The following is a 22,669-nucleotide window of genomic DNA, read 5'->3' on the forward strand; positions in this document are numbered from 1 at the left end:
GCATGTCTTGCGACTGCCCCGTGGCGGTCCGGCCGACGGACGACGAGGACCGGTGCTCGAAATCCAGAAGTCCAGGGGAGCGCGGACATCGAGGCCCTCTATGCCCAGAACCTTCGGCGGTTCCCACCAAAGCGCAACGTCCTGAATGTCCTCGGCAACCGCATCCGAAGCAGACCTGAGAGGTCAGGCTTCCTCGTCGCCGCGTGCGGCCCCCCACGCCCGAACCTGATCCATCCAGGCGTCCGGCGACAACACCGCGATTCCGGGCATGACCATCAGGGGCGTGATTTTCTCGACCTTGTCACGCTCGCCCAGGCGCAGCCCCCCCTTGCGCGCGAACAGTCGGAGGATATCTGTGAGACGTGCTTCCTCCGGCGGGTCGCTTCGGGTGGCGGTGCGGATCGACTCGACGATGTCGTCGGTCGTGCATTCCACGACCCCCTCAGTGGTCACGCGATGGGCGCGCAGGCCTTCCTCGTAAGCAAGTCGCAGGGCGAGCAGCACCAGCGTCTCGTCCTTGCGCAGGCGCTCGGCCTGGGCATCGTGCCGGACACCTTCGGGCGGGACCCGCAGGCACACCATCTGATCGCGGTGCATCACCTCGAACTGGTAGCCGAGGCACGCGAAATAGGCCTGGAAGAACGGCGCGTAATGCCGGGCGAGCTCGTAGGAGCGCCCGATACCCGGTGTGCCGGCATAGACGCACTGGCTCTTCAGGAGGACCTGGAGTGCCCGGGTCAACTCCTCTTCCGAAGGCGCGCGGGCTCCGGGCGGCGGCAAGTCCTCGCCGTCGACGATGGCGCGAAAGGGTTCGAGCATGGCTGGCCTCACGGTCGCGGGATCAACCCGCGCCGGCCGGTGTCTCTAAGCTTCGCAACGACCCGCGCCAAGGGACGTCGCTGCAAAGGGGTCACCAAGAGCGCGCCGCCAGTGTTGGATTAGCATTCAGGCGGCGACGGCCGGCGTTGCACGGAAGAGCGAGAGGCAGGCCGTGTCTCGGTGCATACTGAGGATCGAGGCGCGGTCGAGCGAGGGGTTCGCGGCGAGGACGCGCTGGACCTCGGCCACGATCGCCTCGTAGCGCGCGGGATCGTAGTTCGGCTCCAGCGGGCTGACGGCGATGTAGGTTTCGACCACCAGGACCCGCTCGCAACGCTCACGGCCGACTTCCGCGGCGATCCAGGCGGACTTGATCAGGCATTTTGCGCTGGTCATGGACGAACGCTCCCGCAGTCTTCTCGGATTTCACCTCGCATCTGGCGCGTGAAATCCAGCGGAGCATGAACCCGTCACGGTATTTTGCCAAGTCCCGGGATTAAACGAGGATCGACAGTCGAACCGCTCCGAACGCCATTCAGGACGGGGGGATTTCGCGCGGGAATCCAGCATAGCGGCGGTGCGGCACCGAGGGACGTTGCTTCAGCGGCGCAGCGCCGGAGCCCGTTCCAGCACGAAGTCGGGACAATCGAGCCAGCCATTCGAGACCCGTCCCTCCGTGCGCGAGAGCCGGTAGCGGGCACGCAGGCTCCCGTCGAACAGCACATCGATCTCACGCAGCCGCTGGAAGACGACGAAATCGTCGACGTCGGCGATCTGGATCTGAGAGCCCCGGATGGCGCGTTCCGGCCCGAGCCGCGCCTCGACGAAGGCCACGATCCGCTCCGGCGTGACTGCGACGCGCTCCCGGAACGCGTCCTTGGCGGCGATGAAAGCCTCGATGACGGGATCGATCTCGATCTCGGGCAGCGGCTCGGACTCGATCGCCGCCCGGCGCAGGCGTGGGGCGTAGCAGTGCGGCTCGCCGATCGGCGGACGGAACAGTGAGACCTGCGGATCGGGCAGGCCGCCGAGGTCGTCATCGCCACCCGCCACCGCGCGCAGAGCTGCGGCCGTGCGTTCGATCCGGTCCGAATCCCGATGGTCTAGGTAGCGCAGGGTGGCGGCGATCCGGCGCTCGAGCCTGGCAACGATGTCGGCGACCGCGTCGAGGTGACGATCGAGGCCCTCGAAGATCGCCAGGATCTCCGCCAGATCGCTGCGGACCGCGCGCTCAGCCGTCTCCCGGTCGGGCGCCCGCCCCTCCCGGAGGCCCGCATCGGTCAAAGCGCGCAGGGTGAGGGGATCGCGCAGCGCGCGGCCGGCCTCGCGCACGATTCCCGACCGGAAGCGGAAGGGATTGAAGCGGGTGTGCAGCGTTCGGTAGTCGCTGACGAGATGGCGCGCGACGAACTCTTCGAAGTACAGGCGCAGGGCGACACCCTGGTCCGCCTCGCGCAGGATGCGCTCCTCGCTCTTGCGCATCGATCCGGCGAGGCTGCGCAGATGACTCAGGAAGGTGCGGGCCGACTTGGCGGCATTGACCAGCGCCTCGGAACGCTCGGCGGGATTGGCGATCGCGCTTTCCAGGCTGCCCAGCACATCGAGGACGGCACCGCCGTAGGAGCGCCGCTCCCCTCGGTCGAGGCGTGCAAGTTCCTCGATGACCATCCGGGCCTCGGGGTCGAACTCGACCACCGGAACGTAGCGCTCCCGCCGCTCCACCAGCCATCCGGCATCGAGAAGGCGGCGATAGACGACCGAGCGGCGCTCGCTCGGCTCGACGGTCCCGGAAGTTTCGTCGTCGATCTCTCGGTCGACGAAATCGGCGGCGAAATCGCCGATTGCTGACAGCAGTTCGCTCTTGCGCAGGGGTTCGGCGGTGTCTCCGAACACACGGGCGTGCAGATGCAGCAGGAGCGCCGCATTGAAGGCCCGACTCGGCGAGGCGAGCGGCTTGAAGAGATCGTCGGAGAGGTGCGTGAACAGCATGGCGGAACCGGCAGAGATCAGCCCTGCCCGGGGCGGAGAGTCAAATCGCTGAAGCAGCCTCGTGCCGATGGCCCTGAACTCGGGACGCGGACCGCGCGTTGTCCAGCGATCGTTCGCGTTCCGCGAAGCCGGTTGTTTTCGTGGAGTCTGCAATGTCTATCGGCCGCCGGAGCACCGTGCTCCTTGCCCTGTCCGTTCTCGCGCTTCCGCTGACTTACGAGGGGTCGGTCCATGCCCAACCTGCTGCGGACGCAGCCAGCGCCGGGTTTGCCCAACCACGTCCGGGGGCGATGCGGGGCTCCAAGATGATCGGCCTTCCAGTGGTCGGCATGGATCACGTACGGGTTGGATCGATTGAGGACGTGCTCATCGGCGACGCCGGAAAGGTTGAGGCCGTGGTGATCGGTGTCGGTGGCTTCCTGGGAATCGGTGAGAAGCTCGTGGCGATCCCCTACGACACGGTCGCCTGGAACATGAAGGACGTTCCCCTCACGAGCGGGCCGACCTCGGTAATCACGCCTGAGACCAAGCCCAGCACCGAAGCCGCAGCGCGCGTGCAGCCCGAGACCATGCCGGGGGCCGATACGACGCGCGAGGTCCTGGGTGCCGTCCAGAACAAGCACACCGATCAGGTTACCGCGACCACGGGCACGGTCGATGAGAACCGGAAGCCGACCGCCGATCGCGCCACGGTGCTGGCGGGCGGTGTGCCCCTCGAGGCCGAGATCCGCATGACGAAGGCGCAACTCAACGCGGCGCCGGCCTTCCAGTACGGGTCGGCGCGGAAGACAGACAACACGACAGACCAGTAGCAGCGGAGACTGCGATGCCGATGACCCGCACCCTTACCAGCAGCGTCTTCCTGTGGACCGCGAGCCTCGGGAGCGCGCTCGCCCAGCAAACCAATCCCGCCCCGCCGATTCCCGAGACGGGACCCTCCGGCTCGAACTCCACCGCCGCCAATGCGGCCGCGACGGATTTCAACTGGATCTGGCTGAGCCTTGTCATCGCGGTCGTCGTGCTGGCGGTCTGGTACATCGCCCGGCGCAGGCAATCGGGAAATCTTCGCGGGTAGGACCGCACTCATCCGGTCGGACCATTTGCTGATGGGATCTGGTAGGACGATACGCAGGATCACGCGGCGTCACCTGCGCAGTCGATATGAAGATTGTGCAGGCGAGCATCTGAATTACGCTTCGTTCAGATCAGCAATTCGTGACCGTTGTTCCGGCGGCAGGCCGGTGACGTTCATCGAACCGACAGCTGGCGGGGCAGATGCTTCGCAACATCAACTGGGCCCGAGGGGCTCAGGGATCGGACAAGGTTCAGCACATGACCCAATCCAAATTGACCCTCGCCACCTTAACCATCCTGATCTCAGCCTCTGCGGTGCTCCCGGGCTTCGCGCAGTCTGATGCTGCCATACAGCGCCGTGACAACGGAAGGGCAGCCGCGGAGCGACGCGACTTGGACCGCGCCGAGAGCTCGAGCGCCGACGATCGCCGGACTGTCGGGACCGACCGGGCGAGGCAATATCATGATGCCGCGGTCCTTCGCAGAGACGAACGGCGAGGAGACCGGGCCGCCATCGATCGGGATCAGGCCGTGGTCAATCGGGACGCGGCGGGCCTGCGCCGAGACAATCATGCTGCGGCGGAAGGTCGAAGTGCCGTGAACAGAGATCGTGCCCGGGCCGATCATGGCGCCGCCGTCGTTCGGCGGGATCGGCACTAAGCGAATTCTTGCGCCGGGCAATCCCTGGATTGCCCGGCAAAACCATCCGAGAAACCGCGCTGCGCTCGCGCCCGGATCGCTGGAGTGACGCGGGACTGTCCCCAGAAGCTCTTTGGTCGTCGAAGCCCGAAGGCGCAGCGATCACTCTGAGACGCCTTCTACGACGTCCGAGAAGCTTGCCGTCAAACCCTCACAGCCGGGGCACCACGGGGAGCGATACAGACCGTAGGCGAAGAAGCATCCGGCGAAGTTGGCGTAGCCGGTCGGGCCGGCATAATCGACGATCAGCTTGTCATCGACCTTCACCTTCAGCAGCTCTGCAATGGGACGACGGCCCCCGGCCCCAGATCCACATGGCGGCCTTGCTCCTGAGAGCCGGCCGCGGGGAAGGTTGCCAGATCGACGTAGAGCACTTCGTCCCGAGCGTGGGGGGCCTGCGGCTTGATCCCGATCGAGAAGGGCGGATTCCGCCAGCGTTCGCCTGGGCTCGGGCGGGCGTTGTATTGGCTGATGACGCACCAATCGTGCGTCATCAGCAGGCCCGGGAGCACGGTGATCGCGAAGCTGGCGCGCATCGCTTTGCCGGGTAGATGCACATCGCGTCGACTTGCGTCGAACACCGCCATCGCCCGAGCCGGCGCATCCTTCAAATGTCCTGCGTAATGACGCGCCTCATTGGCGGATACGTCACCCTTCTGGACGTTGAAGGTTCGCACCCGTCGGCCGCTGACCAACGCGTCCCGGCACGCCCCTCCTCCAACCGGACGGTCGAACCGCCATGCCGGCAGGATGAAGCGGACGCCGTGGCCGTCTTCCAGGATTTCCTGGCCGTCGGTGTGCTCGATGATGTCCGTCATGCTTCACAGATATGCCTCGTCGCGACGAGGCGACAAGGCGCTCGACATGGTGCCCGTGCCGTGCATGGAGGCGCGGCGATTGCCCCCTCTGAGCTGTCGTGGATGACGCCGGGTACCACGCCCGCGATGGGCCCAATCGCCGCTCACGCTCGACACCTGTCCGCATCGCTCCGTATCTATGTCAGGTCTGACATTCTGCGCCCCGCATTGCCGCAGCACCTTACGCTTCCCGTCCGGGGTTCCGGTAATGGGGCAAACGACTCCGATGCGGAGAACGGAGAGCGGCGGCTCGCCACGACGCAGGGTTCGGCGCTACCGACTGGCGTTGGGGAAGAACAATTCCTTGCCCTCGATCTTGTAGCTCGCGATCGCCGCCTGACCGTCGTGAGAGATCAGCCAGTCGATGAAGGCTTGGCCTTCCTTCGCCTTCACGGTCGGATGCTTGGCGGGGTTCACCAGCATCACCCCGTAGGGATTGAACAGGCGCTTGTCGCCCTCGACCAGGATGGTGAGATCGCCGCGGTTCTTGAACGACAGCCAGGTTCCCCGGTCCGCCAACAGATAGGCGTTCAGGGCCGAGGCGGTGTTGAGGGCCGGTCCCATGCCCTGGCCGATGTCGCGGTACCAGTCGCCCTTGACGGAGGCGAGATCGACGCCGGCCTCCTTCCAGGTCCGTAATTCGGCGCTGTGGGTTCCGGAGCGGTCACCGCGCGAAACGAAGGGAGCCTTGGCCGCCGCGAGCTTGTCGAACGCCGCGACCACGTCGCCCCCGCGGACGCCAGCCGGATCGGATTTCGGTCCGATCAGGACGAAGTCGTTGTACATCACGTCCCAGCGCTTGGTGGCGAAGCCCTCGGCCAGAAACTTCTCCTCGGCCGGGCGGTCATGAACCAGGACCACATCGGCATCGCCCCGGCGGCCCGCGTCGAGCGCTTGGCCGGTACCGAGGGCGACGACCTTCACGGCGATCCCCGACTTCGCTTCGAAGAGCGGCAGCAGGTGCTTGAACAAGCCCGACTGCTCGGTGGACGTGGTGGAAGCGACGACGATGGATGCGGGCTCGGCCCGGACGCCGGATGCGGCACCGAGCGCGAACAGGAGGCCGAAGGTCAGGAGGCCGCGGCGAAGGATGTCCAAGGGAGTTCTCCGGTGATGTAGGCCCGCGTCTCGGGGGCTCGGGGCGAGGTGAGAAGTGTTCGTGTCGGACCCTGCTCGACGGCTCGCCCGCGGGCGAGCACGACGACGTCAACGGCGAGCCGCGTGACCTGTGCGAGATTGTGCGAGACCAGCACGACCTTCGTGCCCTGCCGCGCAATCTCGGCGATCAGGCCCTCGACGAGTTCGGTAGCGCCCGGATCGAGATTGGCGGTCGGCTCATCGGCGAGGAGGAGATCGGGTTCGACGGCCCAGGCCCGCGCGAGGGCTAGGCGCTGCTGCTCGCCGCCGGAGAGGCGGGTCGCCGGCGCCGCGGCCCGATCGCCGAGGCCGACACGCGCCAAGGCAGCTTGGGCGCGCCGCGTTCGCTCGTCCCGAGACAGAGCCAGAGGCGTCAGCGCGAGCGCGACATTGGCAAGCGCGCTGGCTCGCAACAGCGCCGGCCTCTGGAACACGAAGGCGCGGCGCACCGGGCCGTCGCCGACGATTCGCACCGAACCGGCATCGGGCGCGATTAGGCCGTCGATGACCCGCAGCGTGGCACTCTTGCCCGCGCCGTTCGGCCCGATCAGGGCGGTGATGCCGGCAGCGGGAATCTGGGCGCTCAAACCATCCAGGATGGTGGTTCCGTTCCGGGCGAGGACGAGGTCGCTGAGTTCGATGGCGGGCATCGGCTCAGCCGTAAGCGCGCGCGGCGTGGGCGCGCAGCGTCGCCGCCACCGCGTTGACGAGGATGACGAGCCCGATCAGCACAAGACCGAGCGCCAGGGCCAAGCTCAGATCGCCTTTTTGGGTCTCCAGCGAGATCGCCGTCGTCATCGTGCGGGTATGACCATCGATGTTGCCCCCGACGACGAGGACGGCGCCGATCTCCGAGATCGCGCGGCCGAAGGCCGCCAGGGCCGTCGTTACGAGGGAGAATCGCGTGTCGTAGATCAGTGCGATTCCCCGGTGCGGGGCCGATAACCCGAGCGAGCGCAACTGCTCGCCGAGATGCGCCTCGGCATCGGCGATCACCTGCCGGGTGAGCGCCGCAACGAGCGGAGTCGCCAGTGCGGCCTGGGCCGCCACCATTGCACCCGGGGTGAACAGGAGTCCGAGCGATCCCAGAGGGCCGGACCGCGATAGCAGGAGGTAGAGCACCAGCCCGACGATGACCGGGGGAAGTCCCATGAAGGCATTGAGGAGTCCGACCAGGATCGATCGCCCTGGAAATATCGCGACCGCGAGGAAGGCCCCCAGCGGGATTCCGACAGCGAGCCCGATGCTCACGGCGGTGAGACTGACGCGCAGGGAGAGCCACGCGATCGCGAGGACGTCGCGGTCGAGGGTCGCCAGACGCGAGATCGTCTCCTCAAGGGTCTGTAGCATCGTCACCGGGCTGCGCGGGGCCTCGCGGGATGATACGGGGTGACGGGAAAGATCAATAGGAAAGGCATTGCCGATGCGGAAACCGAGTGCTTTCACGCTGCAGGCCGACGGCGATTGGAACGGTCTCGCGCTGCGGCCGACCTTCGCGCTGCTGGACGCCCTTTCCGCGTCACCCTCTCTGCTCGTCGCCGCGCGAAGACTTGGGATATCCTACCGTTCGGCCTGGAGCCGGGTCTCGACCCTCGAAGCCGTCATCGGACAACCGGTGGCGATCAAGACCAAGGGTCACGGCACGGTGCTCACACCCTATGGCCGCCATCTCCACGCCGTGCTTTCGGAGATGTACGATCGCCTCAACCCCTTCCTCGCCGCCGAGGCGGAGCGGATCTCAGAAGCCTTGCGCGCCCTGGAGGCCCCACGGCCCGCCCCTCTCAGGCTTGCGGCGAGTCACGATCCCCTTCTGCTCGGCGTCATCGAAGCGCGGCCGGACGTCGAGCTCGCCATTGCCGGCAGCCTCGATGCCTTGGCGCATCTGCGTACCGGGAGCGCGGATGCGGCGGGTTTCCACTACGGTTCCGAGGGCCCGGCGCCCGACCCGTTCGATGCCCTGTTCCGCGATCCGGACCTGCGCGTCGGGCCGTTGTTCCGGCGGCAGCAAGGCCTGATGCTCCCGCCCGGCAACCCGCACGGGGTGACCAACGTCCGTGACATCGCCCGCCTCGGCCTGCGCTTCGTGAACCGTCAGCGCGGTGCCGGCACGCGGATCTGGTTCGAACGTCTCTGTGCCGAGGCCGGTCTCGAAAGTCGCGCGATCCGGGGGGCGCAAACCGAGGAGTTCACCCATCAGGCCGTCGCTGCCCTCATCGCCACAGGCGCTGCGGATGTCGGCATGGGCCCCCCTGCGATCGCGGAGCGCTTCGGTCTCGCCTTTCAATCCCTGGGATGGGAAACCTACTTCCTAGCGGCCCGCGTCACCATCGAGGCGGCGGTACTGGCCGACTTGACGGAGGCCGCCGGACGGGCGGCTTCCACCACCCTCGGCTACCAGAGCACGGCATGCGGGTAGAAGGTGAGGATGTCTCCGGTGGCCACGGCCGTCACCGCATCGTCCAGTTCCACGAGCCCGTCCGTCTCCGTAAGTGATGAGAGCACACCGGCGCCCTCGCGGGGGTACTTCATCGCCTCCAGAACGGCATCAGGTCCGGGCGAGACGCTGACGCGGATGAACTCGCGTCGGCCCGCCTTCTTGCGATAGGTGAAGGCCGCCCGGACAGGTTGGCCGAGGGGCTTGATGTCGTGAGCGCCACCAAGGCGCGCGAGAAGCGGTCGCACCACGAAGAGGAGCGTGACGTAGACGGCGCCGGGATTGCCCGGCAAGCCGACGAACGGCGTGCCGTCAACGACCCCCATCGCCACCGGCCGACCGGGCTTGATTGCCAGGCGCCAGAACATCAGAGCGCCGACCGCCTCCACGGCGGTCTTCACGTGGTCTTCTTCCCCAGTCGAAACGCCGCCCGAGGTCAGGATCAGGTCATGATCCCGGGCGGCCTGCCGCAGGCGCACGGCGAGGGCATCGGGTTCGTCGCGCAGGATACCGAGATCCGCGACCTCGGCTCCGAGGCGGGCGAGCAGGGTCGCGAGCATCACGCGGTTTGAATCGTGGATCGCGCCGGAGAGAAGCGGCACACCCGGCTCGGTGAGTTCGTCGCCAGTGGAGAATAAGGCGACCCGCAGCCGTGTACGCACGGCGATCCGGTCATGACCGCAGGCGGCCGCGAGGGCGAGATCCTGCGGCCGCAGGCGCCGCCCCGCCGGAATTGCGCAGGCCCCGCGAGCGATGTCCTCGCCGGCGTCCCGAGCATTGGCACCCCGCTTCAACCCGGACGGCAGCACGACCACTTCGCCTTCGCGGCGCACGTCCTCCTGCATGAACACCGTATCGGCCCCGGGCGGCATCGGAGCGCCGGTGAAGATCCGGATCGCGCCGCCGTCGCCCAGGATCCCTTCCGCGGCCATTCCTGCGGGGAGCCGACCGCGGACCGGGAGGCGCGTCTCGCCCTCCGGGTTGAGATCGCCGTGGCAAATCGCGTAGCCGTCGACAGCGGAATTCGGAAAGGGCGGCACGTCGTGGAGCGCCAGGACAGGCTCGGCCGCAACGCGTCCATCGGCCTGACCGAGTGGCAGCCACTCTGTCCCGGCAAGGACCGGCAGCCGCTCCCCGATCAAGGCCACGGCGTCCTCGATGCGCATCAGGGCGCCCCCGAAGGCGAAGCAGTCGTCGGTCAGTTGGGCCATGGCCCCTCCACGTGCGCCAGCGCCGTCTCCAGCGGTTCTGCCAGGGCGAGAACGAGATCGGCGATGCGCGCGATATCATTGAGATCGACCACCGGGACCCTCGCATCCGTGAAGGTCTGATCGCTGGCCACAGCGACGATCCGTGGGTCGTCCGGGTAGATCGGTGGCTTGCCGTTTGCGGCGCGGTGGACTTCGAGCTTGGCATGCGCCTCCCGCTTGAAGCCCTCGACGATGACGAGATCGCAGGGAGAAAGCCGGCGCAGGAGGTCGCCGAGCCGCGCTTCCGACCCGTCGCCGATCTCGTGGATCTGGACCCAGCGACGCGACGAGGACACGATGACCTCCGACGCGCCGGCCTCGCGGTGGACGTAGGAATCCTTGCCCGGATGATCGACGTCGAAGGCGTGGTGCGCGTGCTTGATCGTTGCAACCTTCACTCCGCGCGTCACCAACAGCGGGATCAGCCGGGACAGCAACGTGGTCTTTCCCGCGCCGCTCCAGCCCGCGAGACCGATGACCGCGGCGGGATTCACGATGCCTCGGCGGGTGAGAACCCGGCTTCGTTGAGGAGGATGTGAGTCTCTGGTTCGCGCAGGCAGGCGAGGAAGGCGGCCAACGCCGGCCGGTCGCGGTTTTCTGCGCGGTAGGCGAAATCGTAGCGCTCATGCGCGAGCGGCAGGAAGCCGAGGCCGTAGGCCCGCGCCACGGTAGCGATGGCGACGCCCCAATCCGCGCGCCCCTGAGCCACCGCCGCCGCCACGGCGTTGTGCGAGCGCGGCTGATTCCAGAACCCAGGCGGGCGGGCACCCTTCAGAAGTCCGTCGACCAGGGCACGGGTGCCCGAGCCGGTATTTCGGTTGACCATCATGGTCGCGGGTTCGGCCAGGGCCGCGGCAACAGCTATTTCCGGCGAGCGGCCCTCGAACAAGGGATTTCCAGGCCGGAATACGATACCCTGCAGGCGGCCCCAGCCTTTGGCCAACGCCATTCCGGGCGCCAGGAACGGCCGGTTGTAGACGCCCGTCTCGGCGTCCAGGAGATGCATCGCGGCGAGGTCGCACTCCCCCCGACCCAGGGCGGCGAGCCCCCCGGCCGAGCCGACCCAGATGGGCCGTACGCGGAGCCCGCGCTCTGCGAGCCGCCCGATCACCTGGTCGAGCCCGACGCAGTGACTGCCGATGAGGGTCAGATCCGGCGGTCGAACGCCGGCACCGAGGCGGGTGACGGACACCGTCTCTCCGGCTTCCAGGCCGGCTCTGGCGGCGGGAACCGCGAAGAAGCCGTCGGCCTGTGAGAAGGCTGTGACCGAGCCCGATCCCTTCGGAAGCGGTAGGGCACGCAGGCCGTCCTCCGTCTCTGCCAGAGCGGCCATCACGAATTCGGTACGTCCGCGCTCGGAGAGCACGCGCTGCGGCAGAACTGCCGTGACGGTGCTCTCTTCCCGCGGCGGAAGACCGGCCATTGCCCGCACCAGCGGCACGACGATATCGTGGAAGGTGAACATCGCGGACGTCGGAAAGCCAGGGAGGACGACCACGGGCGTCTTCCCCGCCACCGCGAGGCAGAGCGGCTTGCCGGGCTTCAGCGCGACCCCGTGCACGAGGATGCCGGGTTCGCCGAGGCGCTGAAGGATGCGGTGCGAAACGTCGCCCGCCCCCTTCGAGGTCCCTCCCGACAGGACCACGAGGTCGCTGTCGGTGATGGCGGTGCGGAGGGCCTTGTCCAGGGCGGTCTCGTCGTCCCGCACGATGCCGAGCGGCCAGACGCTACCCCCGTTCTCGGTCACGGTCGCGGCCACGATCGGTCCATTGGAATCGTAGATCGCGCCGGGCTTCAGCGGCTGGCCCGGCGCGACCAGTTCGTCGCCAGTCGACAGAACGGCGACCCGGGGGCGGCGGACGGCGTCGATCACGGCGAGACCACAGGCGGCCAAGATGCCGATCTCCCTTGCGGTGATCAGCATGCCCTTGCGCAGGACGGTCTCGCCTGAGGCCATGTCGGATCCGGCATAGCCGATGAATTGGCCGGGCCGGGCCGGACGGACCAGATCGATCGCGAGGCTGTCGGCGCGGAACTCGGTCTGCTCGACCATTACGACAGCATCGGCGCCGCGCGGGACGACGCCGCCGGTGGCGATCGGCGTCGCGGTGCCGGGGGTGACGGCCACAGCCGGCGCGACCCCGCACGCGAGGATCTCGCGGTTGAGGGTCAGGTGACGCGGCTGCGCCGCGTCCGCGCCCTCGGTATCGCCAGCGCGCAGCGCGAAACCGTCCACGAGGGCGCGGTCGAAGGGCGGCACGTCGATGGGCGAGGCGACATCGTGAGCCAGGACGCGCCCGAGTGCTTCACCGAGGGGAATCGTCTCGGCGGCGAGGGGGGCGTGCGGAACCGCTGAGCGGAAACGCTCGATGGCCTCCTCCCGGGTGACCACGGTCAGGAATTGTTCCTGGCGTGCAGCCTGCGCCAGCAGGTCCAGGAAAGCGTCTTCCGTCGCCACGGCGTTGGTGGGTACTCCCTCCTTCACAGCGGGAGACCTTGAACGACGCTGCCCTTTGGATAGCCTTCCGAGTCAGGTTCGACGAGGATCGCCGCATCGGCCTGGATCAGGCTGGCCAGCGCAAGGTCGCGACCACCGAGCGGCAGGAGCCCGTTGGGCATCCGTCGCGCGAAGACGATTTCGCTCATTCCAATGGTCGAGGCGATCTTGCTCAGGAGCGGGGCTCTGCTCCCCAACGTGGGCCGAGCTCCGGCGAGAGTTGCGATCATCGGGCGCGCGAGGGTGACGAAGGCGCTGACCGCCGCGTCGGGCCGCCCTGGCAGCAGAACGACGGGGCGCCCTCCGACCTCGCCGAAGCCCGCGCTGTCCCCGGGCTGGAGGGCAATGCCGTGTACCCGCGCCGTTCCCGCAAGAGCCAATCCGGCAGCGGCATGGTCGTTGTGTCCGAAACCTGTCCCACCGATCATCAGAACGGCGTCACCTTCCTGTGTCCGGAGCACATCCGCGATCGCGTCCGGTGTGTTGGCCGCCATGATGCCGAGCACGACGGCGCCGGCCTCGGCGACCCAATGCGCGAGTAGGGGGGACACGGTGTCAAGCTCGGGTGCGCCCGCAACGATCAGGGTCAAGCGCGGACGGCGCAGCGCGATGCTTGCGAACCCAGTCGCCTGAAGGGCCAGCCGGTGCAGGGCCGTCACCCGCTGACCGGTCGCAAGTAGCAGGGTGTCGGACGAGGCTTCGGCACCGATCGCACGCACACCCTCACCGACCGCGACCTCGTCCACGATGGACGATCCGTCGAGGGCTTCGGGCGGCAGGATCGTATCGGCATCTTCGAGCAACCGCGCGCCGGCCTCGACCCAGAGCGGACGACGCCCGGTGAGGATCGGCGCAAAGGGCGAGGCGCCGACAACGTCAGCGCCGCGCACGGCCCAACCGTCCCGCAGGGCCGTCGGAAATTCCGGGATGGCCCGCGGCGCATGACAATCCACCGCGCCGGTCCCGCCAACGGTCTCACCGAGCGGTACCGCCTCCGGTGCGACCGGGGCAAGATGCTGCGTCAACAGATGAACAGCCTCCATCAGGGGCATGAGGGCCGAGGATGCGGTCCGGCGCTGGCCGGGTGCCGATGCGGGCGAGCCGACCTCCGTTTCGGGGGCGCTGCGGGCGGGAGCGATCATGCGTCGAGCGATGCGCCATCGTCGGGCGATGATCAAGCGCCCACCGGGTATACCGCGTCACCGGGTCCCGTCTTCGCGCAGCGACATCTGCGGGGCGGATCGTCTAGGTTCGCGCACCGGGCCGGGACCCCGGCGTATCATCGCGAGGGATGCGTTGCAGATATTCGGCAAAGCCTTGGTCGATCGGGCCCAGTCTCTGCGGGCACTCGCCCTCTGCTTCCTCGTCACCGCCTCGTCTGGATCACCCGCAGCGGCGCAATTGCGCGGACATGGCGGCCCGGTTCGAGCCTTGGCCGTCGCGCCGGGTGGTGCCGTTGCGATTTCGGGCGGCTTCGATCAAGCCGCGATCCTGTGGGCGATAGACAGCGACGCAGCGCTTACCGTCCTGCGCTTTCACGATGGAGCGGTGAACGCGGTTGCGGCCTTATCCGATGGCGCCTTCGTCACCGCTTCGGAAGATGGCCGTATCGCACTCTGGCGCGCTGGACAGCCGGAGCCCGAGCGGGTCTTCACCGAACATTCGGGGCCGGTGGCGGCACTGGCGGTCTCGCCCGACGGATTGCTCCTCGCCTCGGCCTCCTGGGACGGGACCGCCCGAATTCGCCCGCTGACCGGCGGCCCGGTCCGCGTACTGGCGGGGCATCAGGGCAACGTGAACGCCGTGGGCTTCCTGCCGGACGGACGGCCGGTCACCGCCGGCTACGACGCCACCTTACGGATCTGGCCCCAGGCCGACGACCCGGCGGGCGTGACCATCGTCTTCACGCTGCCCACCATCCTGAACGCGCTGGCGGTGATGCCGGACGGCGAAATTGCGGTCGCAGGCGGGGACGCCGTCGTACGCCTGTTGCGCCCTGACGGATCGGCCCGGGCCTCGGTCGATGTCGGGCCGAACCCGGTGATTGCGCTCGCGCCCTCCCCCGATGGGAGCCGGATCGCCGCCGCCACCGCCGGTGGCGCAGTCGCCGTGATCGATCGGAGATCGGGCGCGATCCTGCACCGACTCGTCGGGCCGGGTCTGCCGGTCTGGTCCATCGCCTGGCGCCCGGACGGACAGGAACTCCTCACCGGGGGCAGCGATCGGCTCATCCGACGCTGGGATGCTCGGACCGGAGAGCCGATCGGCCCCCTGGCAATGCCCCGCCCGGCGGATGCCCTGGCCGTCTACCATGGGGACCGCGGCGCCGAGGTGTTCCGCGCCTGTGTTGCGTGCCACGCCCTCACGTCGGAAGACGGCCCCCGCGCCGGACCGACGCTCGCCGGCATCATGGGCCGGCGAATCGCCACCGCGCCGGGCTACCGCTATTCCGACGCGCTGAGGGGTATGGACATCGTCTGGGACGCGCGGACGATCGCGCAACTCTTCGAGGTCGGCCCCGCCCGTTACACCCCGGGGACACGCATGCCGGAGCAGACGATCAACCGGGCGGAAGACCGGGAGGCACTGGTGAAGTTCCTGGAGCGCGCGACCACGACGCGCTGAGATCGGATCACAAAGTCCGGACCATGTAATGAGCCGCGCCGCCGTAGCTGGCGAGTTTCCTGGCCATTCCGTCGCTCGGCTCGCGGATCCGAAAGCCGTGGTGCTCCCAGAACGAGAGGGTTCCGTTGACCGCCACCAGGGCGAGGTCGCGGAGCCCGGCCTCCCGCATCCGATGGATCAGGAGCGCCAAACCCGCTCCGGCATGCCCGGCTCCGGCGAGCGCCGGGTCGATGCCGAGGTCATGGAGATAGGCCCCGCCCCCCGCCGGCGGCACGGGCGCAAGCGATCGGTTCAAGGGCGGAATTCGCCCGAGAGGCCAGGGATACGCGATGGCGTATCCCGACACGCCCGCATCTGCGTCGCTCAGGTTCAGACACAGGCCGGCGCCGAATGCCAGCCGTTCGGCAAAATGCACCGCATCCTCCGGATGGTCCGGAAACAGCCGATCGGCCAGGGCGACGACCTGCCCGAGGTCGCGCGCCGCCATGCTCCGCCATGCCCAGGCGCCCATAACAGGGCCCAATCCGGCTAGATCGCCTCGCCGCGAGCGGCACGCTCACGCAGGTAGTCCTCGGTGGTGCGCGGACGGGCGCGTTCGGGTCCGGCATGGGGATCGAAGCCCTGGTTCACCGCGACCTCGACACGACAGTCTTCGCACATCATCAGGGCCTGCACGCGCGCCTCGCCCGCTTCGCCCCGGAACATCCAGTGCCGGTCGCGCAACTTCTCCACCACTCGCTCGATCGTGCTGCGAGTGCCGAAGGGTTTGGCGCAAGCGACGCACGCGAAGGGCTCCTCTTCCTTCACCACACGTCGTGGTGCGGCCCAGGCCTCGAAATCGACGCCGGGCTTCAGGGTGATGACACTCTCCGGGCAGGTATTGGCGCAGAGCCCGCATTGCACGCAGAGGCTCTCCTCGAAGGCGAGGAACGGCCGGTCGGTACTGTCGGACAGTGCATGGGTCGGGCAGGCACCGACGCAGGCCAGGCACAGCGTGCAATCCTCCGTCCGGAACTCCAGGCCTCCGAACGGAGCGCCCGCGGCCAGCGGAATCCGCGCGACCGGCTCGGGAGCGGCCGCATGCATCTCGTTGAAGGCAAAGCGCAAAACTTCTCGCTTGCCGCCGACGGGCATGAAGCGAGAGGGCGCGCCGGCCGCCTGTCCGCTCGGCTGCGCCGCCAAGGTGGCGCCCAGAACGTCGGGGTCGTCGGTCTCGATCAGGGAGACCACCGGCTCTGAGATCCCGCTGCCATAACCGAGTCCGCGCGCCAGGGTGTCGCCGAGGACCACCGCTCGGCGCAGACTGTCGAGGTCATGCTTGGGTCGGTCGCGGCCAAGAATTCGGACCCCAGCGGCGCCGTAGGCAAAGAGGGCTGCGAACGCCTCCGGACCCAGTTGCGTGATCTCGTTCACCCGTACGGGCAGGACGCGCGCCGGCAAGCCGTCGCCATGCCTCGCAAGCGCGTCGATGAGGGGCTCGCCGTGGTCGCCGTCGTGGAACAGGATCACCGCGTCATGCCCACCGGCCGCTTGATAGGCGACCATGAGGGTCCGCAGCCGCCGCATGAGAGCATCGGCCGGCGGCAGCGCATAGGCGGCAGCCCCGGTCGGACAGACCGAGGCACAGTTCCCGCATCCGGCGCAGATATAGGGATCGATCGCCACCGTATCGCCGGCCGGCGAGATCGCCCCCGTCGGGCAAACCTCGAGGCAGCGGGTGCAACCGGTGATGCGCGAGCGCGAATGGGCACAAAGCTCGGCGTGGAAATCCACGAAGCGCGTCTTGTCGAAGGTGCCGACGAGGTGTGACGCCTCGGCGATCATGCGCTCGATCGCCGCCGGATCTCTCGGATCTGCGCGCAGATAGCCGAGCCGAACTTCGTGGGCCGGAAACAGGGGGGTGCCCCCGGTAACGTCGATGACGATGTCGCAGGTCGAATTTGCGCCGTTTCGGCTCGGTCCGAAAATGAGCTGCGATCGCGACGATGGAGCCGGCAAGGCGTAATCGTCGATGCGCAACGCGAAAGCCCCGAGCCGTCCCGTGGCGCCGGCGACCGTACCCTGCACGATCGGAAAATCGTTGCGCATGGGCGGCTCGACCGTTCCGGGCCGGCTCAGCAGCACCGTGACGTCGAGGTGTTCCGCAAGACGACGGCCAACCTCAATGGCGGCTTCGTCACGACCGTAGATCAGAGCGACGCCCTGACTTTCGATCGCGACGGTAGCGGCATTCGGAACGGGCTCGGCACTCGCAGCGAGCAGAGCCGCCATCTTCGGGCCAGCCTCGTGACCCTGGATTGACCAGCCTGCCGTCTCCCGGATCTTCGCGTACGCCACCCGGTCCTCGGCGCCGAGTTCGGATGCGACTTCGTCGAAGAGGGGCGACTGCAGGGTACAGGAAACGGTGACCGCGCCACCCCCCTGCACGGCAGCCCGAAAGCGGTCGAGTTCGCGGCCGCAGAGCTGATCGGCCAGCTCCAGCGTCCCGCCACATCCCCGCCCGATCGCCTCGGCGTCGAGCGACATCGTCTTCTCGCAGGAGCAGGCGAATACGATACGATCGGACACGGACGAACCCTGGATGGATTTGGAGGAGGCTGACGCAGACGACGGCCCGAACAGCGGTGGCCTCTTCGCGTCAACGTTCGTATCGCATATACTCAAATGGTTCAAAACTGCGATCCGACACCGGAGCGCAGCGACGACACGTCCCGCGCGCATCTTGCGTCTTGTGACTTCGTCGTCGGCTGAACATGTCGGGTGCGCGTATCCCTCCCGCAACCAATCCCCCGTGAGTCTTGCCGTTTCCGTGATGACAGCCCTGGACCTCGACGTTCCATCGACGGCACTCGCCCTGCCACCAGCCTTCACCGGCCTGTTGGTACAAGGTGCTTGCGATGCCTTCACGGAAGCCCTGGCACTGGTCGGGCGAGACGGGTCTGACGCGGCAGGCACCCTCATCCTCACAGAACGCGCGAACGTCCTCGACTTGGCAGTGGTGCTGGCGCCGGACGAGCCGCTGGGTTCGGCGCGCCGTGCATTCCTGGCAGCTATGACGGCCCTTGCCGACGCTGTCGGCGCACACGGCCCACCGGAAATGCCGCTGACCTTCGGCTGGCCGGACGTTCTCGTTTTCGACGGAGCCCGGCTCGGCGGCGGACGGTTGGGCTGGCCCGCCACCTGCACCGAAACATCCACGCCGGACTGGCTCGTGTTCTCGGCCATGCTCATCCTCTCGAAGGCCGGCGCCGGCGATCCGGGGCTCACCCCTGGCTCGACGGCCCTCGATGAGGAGGGATTTCCCGCGGACATCCGTTATCCGCTGGTCGAGAGCTTCGCCCGCAATCTCATTCGGACGTTCTCTCTGTGGGCCGAAGACGGCTTCGATGGGATTGCAGCCCGCTACCTCGCGCATCTGCCAACCCCATCGGGCTTGTCGGTCCGCATCGATCGAGAGGGCGACGTCATTCTCGGGGAGTCCGAGCGCTGGTCTCTGGCGCGGCTGCTGCGCGAACCGGCATGGCTCGATCCGGAAACCGGGACGGTCCGCCTATGACGGCGCTCAAGTTACCGCGCACATTGCGGCTCGACCCCTCCGATACCTTCGTCTTCGCCCATCCGGCCGAGCCGGGAGAATGGGCGGTGACGGGGTCGTTTCTGTTCTGGGACCAGGACCTTCCCGCGCTGGAGGGGAAGGCGCGCGCCGCCTTTCGGTCCGGTTTCGTCGGGGTGACGTCGCTCGGTTTCTCGACCCTCGTGGTGGTTTGCGAAGCGTCCGAAGCCGAGCGCGATGCGGCGGTCGAAGATCTGGCTCGGCATATCCAGGAGCGGCTCGGTGCCCCGGACAGAGCGACCGCGCGCGCCGCGGCCCGCGAAGAGATCGACTTCGCGGCCTCCCTCTGCGGCGTTCCCATCGGAAGCGTCGTGGCGATGCATCGGACTCAGACGAACGGCGAGATCTCGGAAGCCTTCCGGACGCTGCACCAGCGCGATGCCGGAACGCCCGGAGCCGACCGCCTGCACGCCCATGCCCGCGCCTTCCGCTTCGTCGAGACCGATGAGGAGGAGCCCGAGGAACGGGCCGACCTGATCGGTCTCGCGCGGGCTTCCACGTCCTCGGGAACCTGATCGATGCCAGCCTTCGTACCGGGACAGACCCTGCCATGACCGAATTCTGGGTCTCCAGCGGCCACCACCTGACGCAGCGCACCGAGGGTGGCGGGCTGGCCGTCACCGACGAACTGATCCTCGCCTATCTCGCTCGCCCGGAAGTGTTGCCGCCCGACGACGCCTGCGCTGCGGAGCGCGACCTCTACGCCGACCTGCTCGCTCACCCCCGCCGCCCCGTGGCGCCGGCGGCCGTGACGGCCATTGCCGATCCGGACGCTCGGGAAAACTGGGAGGTGCTGCTCGCCTTCCGGGATCGCCTGCTGGCCGCGCGCTCGATCGAGGCGGCCTATCTCGGCATGGTCAGACAGGGCCTGCAGGGCATTCCCTCGTTATTTCTCAACCAGTTGGTCCACCTGATCCTGCGCAATGCCCTCGACGGCTGCGACGACCCGTTCGTGCTGCGCGCAGCGGAACTGCTGTTCCGGCCACAACGGATCAGTCGCCTCGACGGCGCCGTTTTCCTGGCCGATGCGGAGGTGATCGAGGCCCGGGAGGGGAGTGCGCCCCTGTCGCCGCTGGTGAGCATGCTGGGCAAGGACGCGGCGAACGAACTCGACGTTCTGAACGAGGACAACGCCTGGAGCTACTGGAGCCGCTCCGATGCGTTCTCGATGGCGCTGAACCTCGGCTCCAGCGTGCGCAGCCGCGAGGCGCTCGCCCGGGTGATCGAGGCCTTCATCGGACACCTCCTGAACGTCGAGGTTCGGGTCAACCCCCTCGACAAGCTCGAGGATTCCGACTGGCGCTGGTTCGTCGGCCTGGATGCGGAAGCGACCCGGATCGGCAACGCCCTCTGGCGCGGAGACCCGGTCTCGAGCGCCGATCAGGAGCGCGTCATCGCGCTCTTCAGCCTGACGTTCACCGACCGGACGCGCCTCGAAGACTCGGTCGGCGACCGTCCGGTCTACCTCCTGCTGGCGGCAACGGGCGCGAACCTCGTGACGCTGAAGCCGCAGAATCTGATCGCAGGCCTCCCCCTCAAGACAGCGCAGGCGCCCTGCTGATGCCGAACGTTCCGACAATCCCCGACGACGAGCGGACCGGACGAGCGCCGGACGAACCCGCGCAGGAGCGGGTCCTGCCGCAGAACCATTTCGAGGTCGGTATCCTCGTCGCCCGTCGGCGCCTGCGCGGCCCCTGGGCGACCCATGCCTGGCTGCCGGTCGCGGCACTGCCGGCGGCGCCCCCCGTGGCGAACTGGACCCAGCTTGCAGAAACCGAAGCGGAATCAACGTTCTACGCCGGATCCTACGAGGTTCTCCTGCACCCTGCGGAGACCTCGCATTATCGCGACAACCTCGTGTCCGGACGTCCCTCCCTCTGGGTCTCGTTGCGCAAACTCGGTGAGGATTCCTACGAAATCGCCACCGTGACGGCGGATCCCTACGAGGGCGAGGCCATGGCGGAAGGAATCGGGGAGATCGTGGAGGCCGTTCCGATGCCGAACGAGTGCCAGGGCATCCTGCGCGCCTTCTTCGAGGCGTTCCATGTGGAGCGGAAGTTCGAGAAGCGGAAGCGCGACCGCGCCGATCCGGAAGCGCTGGCGCGGGGCGGTCAGGGCAAGGGACGCGGCGAATGAGCGACGGCCTTCTCTCACGCTGGGCGCGACGCAAGCAGGAGGTTCGTCGGCGCGAGCGCGAGCAGGCGGTCCCGGAACCGCTCCCGACTGAACCGCAAGCCGTTGACGACGCTCTGGTTTCCTTGGAACCGGCGATCGACGACGAGAGCCTGGCGGACGCGATCGCCCGGTTGCCGAAGATCGAGGATCTGACCGCGGAGACCGAGCTCGCTCCGTTTCTCAGGGTGGGGGTTCCGGCGGCTTTGCGCAAAGCCGCCCTGCGGCGGATGTGGTCCGTCGATCCGGCGATCCGTGACTTCGTGAGCGAGGCCCGCGAATATGCCTATGACTGGAATACGCCCGGTGGGGTGCCGGGGCTTGGCCCCATGCTCCCCACGGACGACATCAAGGCGATGGTCGAACGGATCATGACCGGCCACGCCCCGCGACGGGTCGAAGAGCCCGCCGGTATCCAAGAGGGTGTCGTCGAGGTCACACCATCGGCCGGAGCGGGTGCGGACGAACCGGAGCCCGAGCCGCAAAAGCTCGCGGCACCCGACGGACTCGCCGATCCGGACCTGCTTGCATCCGCAGACGTACTCGCATCCCCGGACGTGCTCGCCGTCCCGGAGCAGCCGGCGCACGTCGGCGTCGCGGAGCTTCATCCATCGAAAATTAATGAGCGCGCGTTTCAATCGCCTCCGATTGTTTCGCCCCTGCGACGCCATGGCGGCGCGATGCCGAGCTAATCGGAAGAAAGCCGATTGCCGTCCGGCGAAACGCTTTTTATTATCAATACAAACTAGACCGCACCTCAGGTGGAGCGGCGGGGGCCGCAAGGGTCGAGGAGTGGTATGCGTTCCGGTGCGCCGTTTTCAGAGCCGCCAGGGGAAGTAGGCTTCGGGGTGACGGATCGGATCGACGAGGCCGCGGTGGCGAGCTTGGCCTTGGACGAGGTCGATTACCTGCGTGCCCAGCAGTACGACCTGCTCGCGGTCCTGCTGGGTCGCCCTCCTACGGCGGATCTTCTGCGCGCCTTGGCCGGACTGAGCGGCGGCGACAGCGTGCTCGGACGCGAGGTCGCCGCCCTCGCCGCCCTGGCGCGGGAGACGTCGGTGGAGGCGGTGGAGCGGGAATATTTCGCGCTCTTCGTCGGTGTCGGGCGGGGCGAGCTCCTTCCCTACGCCTCCTACTACCTGACGGGGTTCCTGAACGAGCGACCCCTTGCCCGGGTTCGGGAGGATCTCTCGAATCTCGGCATCGAGCGCGAACCGGCGACAACCGAACCCGAGGATCATCTCGCGATTCTCTTCGATGTGATGGCCGGGCTCACGGCCGGACGGCTCGAGGCGGAGCCCGAGGCGTCCCGCGCGTTCTTCCTCCGGCACATCGCGCCGTGGGGCGAACGCTTCTTCACGGATCTGGAGCGCGCAAAGGCAGCGCGCTTCTACCGCCCGGTCGGGGCTCTGGGACGAGCCTTCCTGGAGATCGAGGCGGCAGCTTTCGCGATGGATGCCTGAGGCATTCGTCACTTGGGATTATGGCGCTCGGCCCGCATGG

At 67.9% G+C, this 22,669-nt stretch carries 25 protein-coding genes; 10 read left to right on the top strand and 15 right to left on the bottom strand.

From position 1 onward, the window contains the following. Nucleotides 1-183: 183 nt before the first annotated feature. From ASF58_RS18640 to ASF58_RS18650, 3 genes are all read right to left on the bottom strand, one after another. A complete protein-coding gene (locus ASF58_RS18640; protein WP_055955918.1) occupies nt 184-819 on the bottom strand; it encodes a DUF4194 domain-containing protein in 636 nt (211 codons plus the stop codon). Between the two features lie 126 nt (nt 820-945). Continuing rightward, on the bottom strand, nt 946-1,215 hold the full coding sequence (locus ASF58_RS18645) for a hypothetical protein (protein ID WP_055955920.1): 270 nt from the start codon (nt 1,213-1,215) through the stop codon (nt 946-948). Between the two features lie 204 nt (nt 1,216-1,419). After that, a complete protein-coding gene (locus tag ASF58_RS18650; RefSeq protein WP_055955923.1) occupies nt 1,420-2,808 on the bottom strand; it encodes a Wadjet anti-phage system protein JetA family protein in 1,389 nt (462 codons plus the stop codon). 98 nt (nt 2,809-2,906) lie between these two features. On the opposite strand from ASF58_RS18650, the gene ASF58_RS18655 reads away from it, so the two are divergent. Further along, nucleotides 2,907-3,620 carry a PRC-barrel domain-containing protein gene (locus ASF58_RS18655; RefSeq protein WP_244477395.1) on the top strand — a complete coding sequence of 238 codons (714 nt, stop codon included), beginning with the start codon at nt 2,907-2,909 and terminating at the stop codon, nt 3,618-3,620. A 20-nt stretch (nt 3,621-3,640) separates the two neighbouring features. Then, a complete protein-coding gene (locus ASF58_RS18660; protein ID WP_055956527.1) occupies nt 3,641-3,883 on the top strand; it encodes a hypothetical protein in 243 nt (80 codons plus the stop codon). Nucleotides 3,884-4,185: 302 nt separating this feature from the next. Here ASF58_RS18660 and ASF58_RS18665 read toward each other — a convergent pair whose 3' ends face one another. The 6 genes from ASF58_RS18665 to ASF58_RS18685 form a co-directional block, all read right to left on the bottom strand. After that, nucleotides 4,186-4,539, bottom strand: a complete 354-nt coding sequence (locus tag ASF58_RS18665; protein ID WP_156375794.1) for a hypothetical protein — start codon at nt 4,537-4,539, stop codon at nt 4,186-4,188. A 144-nt stretch (nt 4,540-4,683) separates the two neighbouring features. Further along, nucleotides 4,684-4,848 (bottom strand): hypothetical protein, encoded by a 165-nt coding sequence (locus ASF58_RS26215; protein ID WP_156375795.1) that lies wholly within the window; start codon nt 4,846-4,848, stop codon nt 4,684-4,686. Nucleotides 4,849-4,850: 2 nt separating this feature from the next. Then, on the bottom strand, nt 4,851-5,399 hold the full coding sequence (locus ASF58_RS18670) for a hypothetical protein (RefSeq protein ID WP_055955932.1): 549 nt from the start codon (nt 5,397-5,399) through the stop codon (nt 4,851-4,853). Nucleotides 5,400-5,711: 312 nt separating this feature from the next. Next, nucleotides 5,712-6,536: an extracellular solute-binding protein gene (locus ASF58_RS18675; protein WP_055955935.1), complete on the bottom strand. Its 825-nt coding sequence runs from the start codon at nt 6,534-6,536 to the stop codon at nt 5,712-5,714. Beyond that, nucleotides 6,509-7,225, bottom strand: a complete 717-nt coding sequence (locus ASF58_RS18680) for a phosphate ABC transporter ATP-binding protein (protein WP_055955938.1) — start codon at nt 7,223-7,225, stop codon at nt 6,509-6,511. The genes ASF58_RS18675 and ASF58_RS18680 overlap by 28 nt, the downstream gene beginning before the upstream one ends. A 4-nt stretch (nt 7,226-7,229) precedes the next feature. After that, entirely contained in the window at nt 7,230-7,925 is a 696-nt protein-coding gene (locus tag ASF58_RS18685; protein WP_055955941.1) for an ABC transporter permease, read from the bottom strand. A 73-nt stretch (nt 7,926-7,998) separates the two neighbouring features. On the opposite strand from ASF58_RS18685, the gene ASF58_RS18690 reads away from it, so the two are divergent. Next, nucleotides 7,999-8,991 (top strand): helix-turn-helix transcriptional regulator, encoded by a 993-nt coding sequence (locus tag ASF58_RS18690; RefSeq protein WP_055955944.1) that lies wholly within the window; start codon nt 7,999-8,001, stop codon nt 8,989-8,991. Here ASF58_RS18690 and glp read toward each other — a convergent pair. Genes glp through ASF58_RS18710 form a run of 4 tightly spaced genes read right to left on the bottom strand, consistent with a single transcriptional unit; the run spans nt 8,967 to nt 13,808 of the window. Next, nucleotides 8,967-10,220 (bottom strand): gephyrin-like molybdotransferase Glp, encoded by a 1,254-nt coding sequence (gene glp, locus ASF58_RS18695; RefSeq protein WP_055955947.1) that lies wholly within the window; start codon nt 10,218-10,220, stop codon nt 8,967-8,969. The two genes, ASF58_RS18690 and glp, sit on opposite strands and share 25 nt — an antisense overlap. Then, the gene (gene mobB / locus ASF58_RS18700) at nt 10,208-10,753 is read right to left on the bottom strand and encodes a molybdopterin-guanine dinucleotide biosynthesis protein B (protein WP_055955950.1); all 546 of its coding nucleotides are present in this window, start codon (nt 10,751-10,753) and stop codon (nt 10,208-10,210) included. Before mobB ends, glp begins: the two co-directional genes overlap by 13 nt. Then, nucleotides 10,750-12,744 carry a molybdopterin biosynthesis protein gene (locus tag ASF58_RS18705; RefSeq protein WP_244477396.1) on the bottom strand — a complete coding sequence of 665 codons (1,995 nt, stop codon included), beginning with the start codon at nt 12,742-12,744 and terminating at the stop codon, nt 10,750-10,752. The genes mobB and ASF58_RS18705 overlap by 4 nt, the downstream gene beginning before the upstream one ends. Further along, a complete protein-coding gene (locus tag ASF58_RS18710) occupies nt 12,741-13,808 on the bottom strand; it encodes a molybdopterin-binding protein (RefSeq protein ID WP_280137562.1) in 1,068 nt (355 codons plus the stop codon). The genes ASF58_RS18705 and ASF58_RS18710 overlap by 4 nt, the downstream gene beginning before the upstream one ends. 286 nt (nt 13,809-14,094) lie before the next feature. Here ASF58_RS18710 and ASF58_RS18715 point away from each other — a divergent pair, with 286 nt between their 5' ends. Continuing rightward, nucleotides 14,095-15,381, top strand: a complete 1,287-nt coding sequence (locus ASF58_RS18715) for a c-type cytochrome (RefSeq protein ID WP_348271614.1) — start codon at nt 14,095-14,097, stop codon at nt 15,379-15,381. 7 nt (nt 15,382-15,388) lie between these two features. Here the strand turns inward: ASF58_RS18715 and ASF58_RS18720 are convergent, their stop codons facing one another. Both ASF58_RS18720 and ASF58_RS18725 read right to left on the bottom strand, forming a co-directional pair. Continuing rightward, nucleotides 15,389-15,892: a GNAT family N-acetyltransferase gene (locus ASF58_RS18720; protein ID WP_055955960.1), complete on the bottom strand. Its 504-nt coding sequence runs from the start codon at nt 15,890-15,892 to the stop codon at nt 15,389-15,391. Between the two features lie 17 nt (nt 15,893-15,909). Beyond that, nucleotides 15,910-17,907, bottom strand: a complete 1,998-nt coding sequence (locus ASF58_RS18725) for a 4Fe-4S binding protein (RefSeq protein ID WP_055955963.1) — start codon at nt 17,905-17,907, stop codon at nt 15,910-15,912. Between the two features lie 286 nt (nt 17,908-18,193). On the opposite strand from ASF58_RS18725, the gene ASF58_RS18730 reads away from it, so the two are divergent. The 6 genes from ASF58_RS18730 to ASF58_RS18755 all read left to right on the top strand — a co-directional run bounded on the left by ASF58_RS18730 (nt 18,194) and on the right by ASF58_RS18755 (nt 22,629). Then, nucleotides 18,194-18,937, top strand: a complete 744-nt coding sequence (locus tag ASF58_RS18730; RefSeq protein ID WP_055955967.1) for a biotin/lipoate--protein ligase family protein — start codon at nt 18,194-18,196, stop codon at nt 18,935-18,937. Then, the gene (locus ASF58_RS18735; protein WP_055955970.1) at nt 18,934-19,509 is read left to right on the top strand and encodes a DUF6505 family protein; all 576 of its coding nucleotides are present in this window, start codon (nt 18,934-18,936) and stop codon (nt 19,507-19,509) included. The genes ASF58_RS18730 and ASF58_RS18735 overlap by 4 nt, the downstream gene beginning before the upstream one ends. Before the next feature lie 35 nt (nt 19,510-19,544). Further along, nucleotides 19,545-20,555, top strand: coding sequence for a DUF6352 family protein (locus ASF58_RS18740; RefSeq protein ID WP_055955973.1), 1,011 nt, complete (start codon nt 19,545-19,547; stop codon nt 20,553-20,555). Continuing rightward, the gene (locus ASF58_RS18745) at nt 20,555-21,130 is read left to right on the top strand and encodes a DUF3305 domain-containing protein (RefSeq protein WP_082513175.1); all 576 of its coding nucleotides are present in this window, start codon (nt 20,555-20,557) and stop codon (nt 21,128-21,130) included. The genes ASF58_RS18740 and ASF58_RS18745 overlap by 1 nt, the downstream gene beginning before the upstream one ends. Further along, on the top strand, nt 21,127-21,858 hold the full coding sequence (locus tag ASF58_RS18750) for a DUF3306 domain-containing protein (protein ID WP_055955975.1): 732 nt from the start codon (nt 21,127-21,129) through the stop codon (nt 21,856-21,858). Before ASF58_RS18745 ends, ASF58_RS18750 begins: the two co-directional genes overlap by 4 nt. 156 nt (nt 21,859-22,014) lie before the next feature. Then, nucleotides 22,015-22,629 carry a molecular chaperone TorD family protein gene (locus tag ASF58_RS18755; RefSeq protein WP_244477399.1) on the top strand — a complete coding sequence of 205 codons (615 nt, stop codon included), beginning with the start codon at nt 22,015-22,017 and terminating at the stop codon, nt 22,627-22,629. Nucleotides 22,630-22,669: the final 40 nt, after the last annotated feature.

The sequence above is a fragment of the Methylobacterium sp. Leaf125 genome (assembly GCF_001423085.1).
GTDB lineage: Bacteria > Pseudomonadota > Alphaproteobacteria > Rhizobiales > Beijerinckiaceae > Methylobacterium.

Coding starts and splice junctions, on each gene's coding strand:
- ASF58_RS18640 (WP_055955918.1), bottom strand. CDS start 819: ATGCTCGAACCCTTTCGCGCCATCGTCGACGGCGAGGACTTGCCGCCG.
- ASF58_RS18645 (WP_055955920.1), bottom strand. CDS start 1,215: ATGACCAGCGCAAAATGCCTGATCAAGTCCGCCTGGATCGCCGCGGAA.
- ASF58_RS18650 (WP_055955923.1), bottom strand. CDS start 2,808: ATGCTGTTCACGCACCTCTCCGACGATCTCTTCAAGCCGCTCGCCTCG.
- ASF58_RS18660 (WP_055956527.1), top strand. CDS start 3,641: ATGACCCGCACCCTTACCAGCAGCGTCTTCCTGTGGACCGCGAGCCTC.
- ASF58_RS18670 (WP_055955932.1), bottom strand. CDS start 5,399: ATGACGGACATCATCGAGCACACCGACGGCCAGGAAATCCTGGAAGAC.
- ASF58_RS18680 (WP_055955938.1), bottom strand. CDS start 7,225: ATGCCCGCCATCGAACTCAGCGACCTCGTCCTCGCCCGGAACGGAACC.
- ASF58_RS18685 (WP_055955941.1), bottom strand. CDS start 7,925: ATGCTACAGACCCTTGAGGAGACGATCTCGCGTCTGGCGACCCTCGAC.
- ASF58_RS18690 (WP_055955944.1), top strand. CDS start 7,999: ATGCGGAAACCGAGTGCTTTCACGCTGCAGGCCGACGGCGATTGGAAC.
- glp (WP_055955947.1), bottom strand. CDS start 10,220: ATGGCCCAACTGACCGACGACTGCTTCGCCTTCGGGGGCGCCCTGATG.
- ASF58_RS18710 (WP_280137562.1), bottom strand. CDS start 13,808: ATGCCCCTGATGGAGGCTGTTCATCTGTTGACGCAGCATCTTGCCCCG.
- ASF58_RS18720 (WP_055955960.1), bottom strand. CDS start 15,892: ATGGGCGCCTGGGCATGGCGGAGCATGGCGGCGCGCGACCTCGGGCAG.
- ASF58_RS18725 (WP_055955963.1), bottom strand. CDS start 17,907: ATGTCGCTCGACGCCGAGGCGATCGGGCGGGGATGTGGCGGGACGCTG.
- ASF58_RS18730 (WP_055955967.1), top strand. CDS start 18,194: ATGACAGCCCTGGACCTCGACGTTCCATCGACGGCACTCGCCCTGCCA.
- ASF58_RS18735 (WP_055955970.1), top strand. CDS start 18,934: ATGACGGCGCTCAAGTTACCGCGCACATTGCGGCTCGACCCCTCCGAT.
- ASF58_RS18740 (WP_055955973.1), top strand. CDS start 19,545: ATGACCGAATTCTGGGTCTCCAGCGGCCACCACCTGACGCAGCGCACC.
- ASF58_RS18745 (WP_082513175.1), top strand. CDS start 20,555: ATGCCGAACGTTCCGACAATCCCCGACGACGAGCGGACCGGACGAGCG.
- ASF58_RS18750 (WP_055955975.1), top strand. CDS start 21,127: ATGAGCGACGGCCTTCTCTCACGCTGGGCGCGACGCAAGCAGGAGGTT.